Raw genomic sequence first — 4,903 nt, forward strand, 5'->3', positions numbered from 1 at the left:
AGCGCGTTCAGCTTATTTAGATAAAAATCTAGATGTAGATGAAGTTTTGTAAAGACATACAGTATCTATACACTGCAAAAAATTGAACATAAGACGCTGATACATTAAGTAATCCTTACCTTTTAATCTGCAGATTGGCGAAAGCAAATACAACAGCTTCAATTTTATGATAAGGGGGCTGGCGGAGTTTGTCAAGGAAGTTTTTTCGTTTCTAACGATTGTTAACATGCTGCAAAAAACTATGCAAGAGGTCTACCACTTTATTAGGTATTTGTGCAGTTATTGGTGTTATCAAGATACTCCCTAATCTTCTTCAAGTCCTCCCAGGCTAAACGTTTTTGTGCTGGTTGGCGAAGTAGGTAAGCTGGATGAAATATAGCGGCTGTGGTGATTGAATTGGACAAATATTGGTTAGTGTACGTATGAAACCTGCCACGCAAATTCGATATAGTTTTTGTGCTGTCAAGAAGGCTATAACATGCGATTCCCCCGACCAAAACTAAAATTTGTGGTGAAACTAGTGCAACGTGTTTTTCGACAAATGGTCTGCACACATCAAGCTCTAGGTCGGTTGGCTTTCTATTGCCAGGTGGACGCCAAAATACAGTATTGCTTATGTATACCTTAGTGCGATCAAGATTGATTGCATTTAACATTTTATCGAGCAACATTCCACTTGCACCACAAAATGGTATGCCTTGAAGGTCTTCATTTGCTCCTGGAGCTTCACCAACGAGCATAACTTTTGCGTTTGGATTACCATCGGAAAAGACAGTATTAGTTGCAGTTTTTTTTATCTCACAACCTTCAAATGATTCAACTGCACTTCTTAGTTCATCCACACTATTACATTTGCTTGCAAGTTTCCTTGCTTCAATTATCCAGTCACTTGGAAACATGTCTTTTCCATCTTTAGTGTCATCCCAGCGCGTATCTGCATCTTTCTTCTGGGTCCCAGTTTGGATAACAGAGGGTTGTACACTCTCTTTGCTCTCCAATTTTTTTTCCTCTTCACCCTCCATTAGTGTGCAATCAACGCCCACTTCATGGTAAAATTTTAATAATTCTAGGTCTTTATTGCTCATAATGCTTTTTAACCTTTTGTGCTTTTTTCATGGCCATATCATACTTTAATTTAGATAAATGTCTAATATATAATATGCCGTTTAAGTGATCTAATTCATGCTGAATACACCTTGCAAGCCAACCACTAGCTTTTAGTGTTTGTTCTTCGTTATTTAAGTCTCTGTATTTCACAGTTAAATACTTTGGACGCTTAATTTCATAGCTTTGCTCTGGAATTGAAAGGCACCCTTCCTTGAGAATTACTTGTTCATCAGATAATTCCGTAATTTCTGGATTAATCATGCAAAATTTGCCAGTTGATTCATATCCTGCTGGCTCATTTTCAATTGTTTCTAGCTGAACATCCATAACAAAAATTCTCTTTAACACTCCAACTTGCACTGCAGCAAGGCCAAAGCCTTCTGCGTCGTACACAGTTTCGAACATGTCGTTTACTAATTCTTTAATTTTATCGTTTATATCTGTTACTTCACTGGCACGTGTGATTAGTCTTTCGTCAGGAGCAATTACAATTGGTAATATGGACATAAAAATTACGATTCTATGTTTTGCTTTTCCTTTTGTCCAGAATTTAGTGTATATTAAAATGTTGCTATATCTATAATAGGAATATAAATTATTAAAGAAAGCTACAACTTAAATGAAATTGCGTAATAAGGTCAACTAATGTACTCTGCAGTAATAGCAAAACCAAAGAGAAACGTTTTTGCTGTTTTAGACATAGGTACAACAAAGATTATTTGTCTAATCGTTAAGATAAATGGCAACTTCAGCTATAAAGTAACAGGAACGGGTTATAAGATTGCAGAAGGTGTAAACGGTGGATCAATAACTAATGTAAAACACGCAAATTACTCCATCTCATCAACTATAGGTTTAGCTGAGCAAGTGTCAGAGGAAACTATAGATCAGATATATGTGAATATTGCTGGATGTGGCATCTCATCTTTCAATGTACATAATGAAATTATTGCAGCTAATCATGAAATTTCTGACCGGGATATAAAACGTGTAGTTTTTCAGACGTTTGAGAAATATATTGAGGAGAATGTTATCATTCACAATATACCACTGAAATATCACTTAGATGACATGACTGACATAAAAGAAGTTGGTGGATTGTACGGAAAAAGACTATCTGCTGATGTTAATGTTGTCACTGCTTCGCGTCCAGCGCTTACCAATATTGAAAACTGTATTACCAATAATGGTGGATTAAATATGGCAGGTTGTATTGCTTCTGCATATTCTGCAGGTCTTGCCTGTCTGAGTGGAGATGAAAAAGAGCTCGGGGCTGCTATTGTTGATATAGGCGGTGGGTGCACTGCAATTGGAATTTTCAAAAGAGGGAAACTTGTGTATGCAAGCAGCGTTCCAATTGGTGGTGTTCATATCACTCGAGATATTGCTTACGGGCTATGCACAAGCATAGAACGTGCAGAGTATATAAAAATACTGTATGGCAGCACTATCGTAACTTCAATAGATGAGAATGAGTACATTACAATGCAAAACAACGAAAATGATGAACCTACTCAAGTATTCAAATCTGAGCTTATTAACATCATAAGACCAAGAGTTGAAGAAATACTTGAAATGGTAAGAGAGCAATTTCAAGAGCAGAAAGATCCAATTAATAAAGTAGTGATCACAGGTGGAACTAGTCAACTCACAAGCATGAAGGAAATTGCAGGCTATATATTCAATAAGCAAGTTCGAATTGGGTGCCCTGAGTCTTGTAGCGGTCTTGATGGCGAATATGATAAAAATCCTGTATTTTCTGCTGCTATAGGCTCTATAAAGCTAATAGTTGACACTTTTTATAAAAATAACTCTGGAATGCTCGGTCGAGATGGTAAAATGAGTAAATTGTATAATTGGGTTAAATCGAAAGTTACAGTCTAGATTTCTGTTTTTACCACTTTTCATACAAATGACTTGACACTAGGATCCATAGGACTTATTTTTATAATATGTAAAATTATTATGTTTATGTACTTGCGAGTAAGCGTACCAATTACAATAAGACATGGAAAATATGAACATAACTATACACTCACAAGAAGATTTTAAATTTATGCGCAAGGCTGGCAGGCTTGCTGCTGAAACTCTTGATTTCATTGCACCGTACGTAAAGATAGGGGTGACAACTAATGAGTTAAATGATCTATGTCATGATTTTATAATTAATGCAGGTGCAATTCCAGCACCACTAAATTATAGGGGATATCCAAAATCAATTTGCACTTCAAAAAATGCAGTTGTGTGCCATGGTGTTCCCGATGATAAACCGCTTAAAGATGGAGATATTTTGAATATTGACGTTACGGTGATTTTAAATGGCTGGCATGGTGATACAAGTCGCATGTTTTGGATTGGCAAGCCATCAATAAAAGCAAAACGTTTATGTGACGCTACTTATAATGCGTTGATGGAAGCGATCAAACAAGTTAAGCCCGGCAATAAGTTAAATGAAATAGGGCTTGCTATAGAGAAGTATATTGAAGATTTTGGATATTCTATCGTACGCAGCTACTGCGGACATGGTATAGGAAAAGTCTTTCATGCTCCACCAAATGTAGTGCATTTCTATGATCAAGATGAAAATCTCGTCTTGAAGGAAGGTATGTTCTTTACAATAGAGCCAATGATTAATGCTGGAAAACATGAGACTCTGCTCAGTAAACTCGATGATTGGACAGTGACAACACGCGATCTTTCACTTTCTGCTCAATTTGAACATACGCTCGGAGTAACAAAAGATGGTGCTGAAATATTCACATTATCACCTAAAAATTGGCACTTCCCGCCTTATAATTAGATTTTTTTAAATTCTGCTATACTGCAACTATACTTGGTTTACTTTGGGTAATTTTGAAGAAAGCTCACCCTTAATTTGCGATATAGCAACTAGCCCAATTAATGCACAGAAAATCATGTAAAAACTAGCTGAAGTCTCTTGTCCTGTAACCTTGATAATTGTTGTGCATATAAATGGTGCAAGGCCGCCAAAAAATCCAGCAGCTATATTTCTTGATAAACCAAATCCACTGTACCGAACCTTTGTTGGAAATAATTCGCACATAAGTGCACTGACAGGACCAAGCGATGCAGCTATTGGAATTATAAAAGAATGTGTGCCAGCAAGTAATTGCCACTACATAACATTGAAAAAACTGGATAACTTACTATTACAAAAGCTATAAATGCAAATTTCATAACTTTTTCTCTTCCTACCTTATCAGAAAGTATAGCAAATAATATTGTCAATCCTCCGAGCGCAATTTGACTCAGTATTTCCACTATATGATTAAAATGAGTATTTACTGTTAATATTTTATTCGTAAGCACATTGAAAAATACCAAATATATATAGAGAGACGCATTTTCAACCAAGTCAATACCTATTGATATTAGAACAGGCTTTTTGTAATTGTTTAATAACTCTTTTAGTGGCAATTTAGACGGATTTTTTTGTCTTTTATACTCTGGGCTTTCATCAAGTATATATCTCATATATATGCTGATTAATCCCATTGCTAAACTGAAAATGAAAGGTAATCTCCACCCCCAAGATTCAAAATCAGATACTTTTTTGCATATGAGTACCGCTATCAGGCTTAATATTGAACCAAGAATTGCACTTAATACCTCAATGCTGCCAAAAAATCCTTTTTTGTTTTTAGGAGCATGTTCTATTAAAAATGGTGCATTTCCTGCTTCTCCTCCAAGAGATATACCCTGCAATAATCTTAGAACCTGTTTAAAATCTTCGTAATAGGAGAGAAATGAAGGAAAGGACAATCATTTGCAAGCT

Annotated in this window: 4 protein-coding genes and 1 pseudogene; 2 read left to right on the forward strand and 3 right to left on the reverse strand. The window is 35.9% G+C overall.

Annotated elements, in window-relative coordinates:
* Nucleotides 1-263: 263 nt before the first annotated feature.
* Both OZD61_RS02835 and def read right to left on the reverse strand, forming a co-directional pair.
* The gene (locus OZD61_RS02835) at nucleotides 264-1,085 is read right to left on the reverse strand and encodes a uracil-DNA glycosylase (protein WP_274979769.1); all 822 of its coding nucleotides are present in this window, start codon (nucleotides 1,083-1,085) and stop codon (nucleotides 264-266) included.
* Nucleotides 1,075-1,614 (reverse strand): peptide deformylase, encoded by a 540-nt coding sequence (gene def / locus OZD61_RS02840; protein WP_274979770.1) that lies wholly within the window; start codon nucleotides 1,612-1,614, stop codon nucleotides 1,075-1,077. Before def ends, OZD61_RS02835 begins: the two co-directional genes overlap by 11 nt.
* Nucleotides 1,615-1,752: 138 nt before the next feature.
* On the opposite strand from def, the gene ftsA reads away from it, so the two are divergent.
* A complete protein-coding gene (gene ftsA / locus OZD61_RS02845) occupies nucleotides 1,753-2,991 on the forward strand; it encodes a cell division protein FtsA (RefSeq protein WP_274979771.1) in 1,239 nt (412 codons plus the stop codon).
* A gap of 133 nt (nucleotides 2,992-3,124) precedes the next feature.
* On the forward strand, nucleotides 3,125-3,907 hold the full coding sequence (gene map, locus OZD61_RS02850; protein WP_038250362.1) for a type I methionyl aminopeptidase: 783 nt from the start codon (nucleotides 3,125-3,127) through the stop codon (nucleotides 3,905-3,907).
* A gap of 27 nt (nucleotides 3,908-3,934) precedes the next feature.
* Here map and OZD61_RS02860 read toward each other — a convergent pair.
* Nucleotides 3,935-4,842 (reverse strand): annotated as a pseudogene (locus OZD61_RS02860) (MFS transporter); the annotation flags it as partial.
* Between the last annotated feature and the right edge of the window lie 61 nt (nucleotides 4,843-4,903).

The organism is Wolbachia endosymbiont of Drosophila bocki, assembly GCF_028982005.1.
Taxonomy (GTDB): Bacteria; Pseudomonadota; Alphaproteobacteria; order Rickettsiales; family Anaplasmataceae; genus Wolbachia; species Wolbachia pipientis.